Annotated in this window: 1 protein-coding gene and 2 pseudogenes; 2 read left to right on the forward strand and 1 reads right to left on the reverse strand. The window is 43.0% G+C overall.

Going from position 1 to position 988, the window contains the following annotated elements; translation table 11 throughout:
- On the forward strand, positions 1-95 hold a 95-nt coding region (locus AC07E5_RS09730; RefSeq protein WP_178867550.1), incomplete at its 5' end, for a transposase domain-containing protein.
- A 31-nt stretch (positions 96-126) separates the two neighbouring features.
- Positions 127-309 (forward strand): annotated as a pseudogene (gene ssb, locus AC07E5_RS09735) (single-stranded DNA-binding protein); the annotation flags it as partial.
- 332 nt (positions 310-641) lie between these two features.
- Here ssb and AC07E5_RS09740 read toward each other — a convergent pair.
- Positions 642-869: pseudogene (locus AC07E5_RS09740) on the reverse strand (transposase domain-containing protein); the annotation flags it as partial.
- Positions 870-988: the final 119 nt, after the last annotated feature.

The raw sequence follows: 988 nt of genomic DNA on the forward strand, positions 1-988 counted from the left end.
CCTATTTAAGTGATGTGCTGAAAAGGTTGCCGACACATAAAGTGACTCAGATTGAAGAATTGCTACCACACCGCTGGAAACCTGAACCGAATTAAAAAATAGGCATGGGGTTCAGCGGACGCTTACAAAGAGGCTACAGAGTGGCACAGAATTACCGCTAACAATAAACTTGGAGAGATTGCCCAAAGGTATCTCAAGAAAGGCAGCAAGGTTTATATTGATGGTTCATTGCGTACACGGAAATGGAAAGACCAAAACGGCGCAGATCGGGAAGTCACAGAGATAAAGGCAGATGTTCTGCAATTGCTGTGATACTTAGAAGCCCCTTTGATGGGGGCTTATACACTCAAAATTAAAATTTAGAGCCTATAAATGATTTTATTAAGTAGTCTGAACATAAATCTATCACTATCATAAAACCTTAACTTATTATCTGTTACAGAATGCTCATATAAGCAAGTAGCTAAGTCTAGATTTGTTCTAAATTTAATCCATATTCCGATACATCTAACAAAAATAGCTTCACCTGATAAAATAATTAGCGTGTTATCTTGGAATTCACCCTTTTCAAACTCATCAAAATTGATACCCCCTGAAATAGGAAACATATGTAAGCGTCCGCTGAACCCCATGCCTATTTTTTAATTTGAGTTGGATTTCCAGCGATGTGGCAGTAATTCTTCTATTTGGGTCGCTTTATGCGTCGGCAGCCTTTTCAGCACATCACTTAAATAGGCATACGGATCCAAGCCATTCAGCTTTGCTGACTGGATTAAAGTCATGATATTCGCCGCTCGCTGGCCGCTGCGCAGCGAGCCAGCAAACAGCCAGTTCTTGCGCCCTAAGGCCCAAGGTCGCATTTGATTGTCGGGTAGTCAGACGCAGTTACCTACGTCCAACCCCCTAAGAACCGTGCATGCGAGTTTCCCAGCACACGGCTCAAGCCTCTGCTAAGGCGCCATTCGGCACCCGGTTATACATCGTTGAC

The sequence above is a fragment of the Acinetobacter seohaensis genome (genome assembly GCF_056431365.1).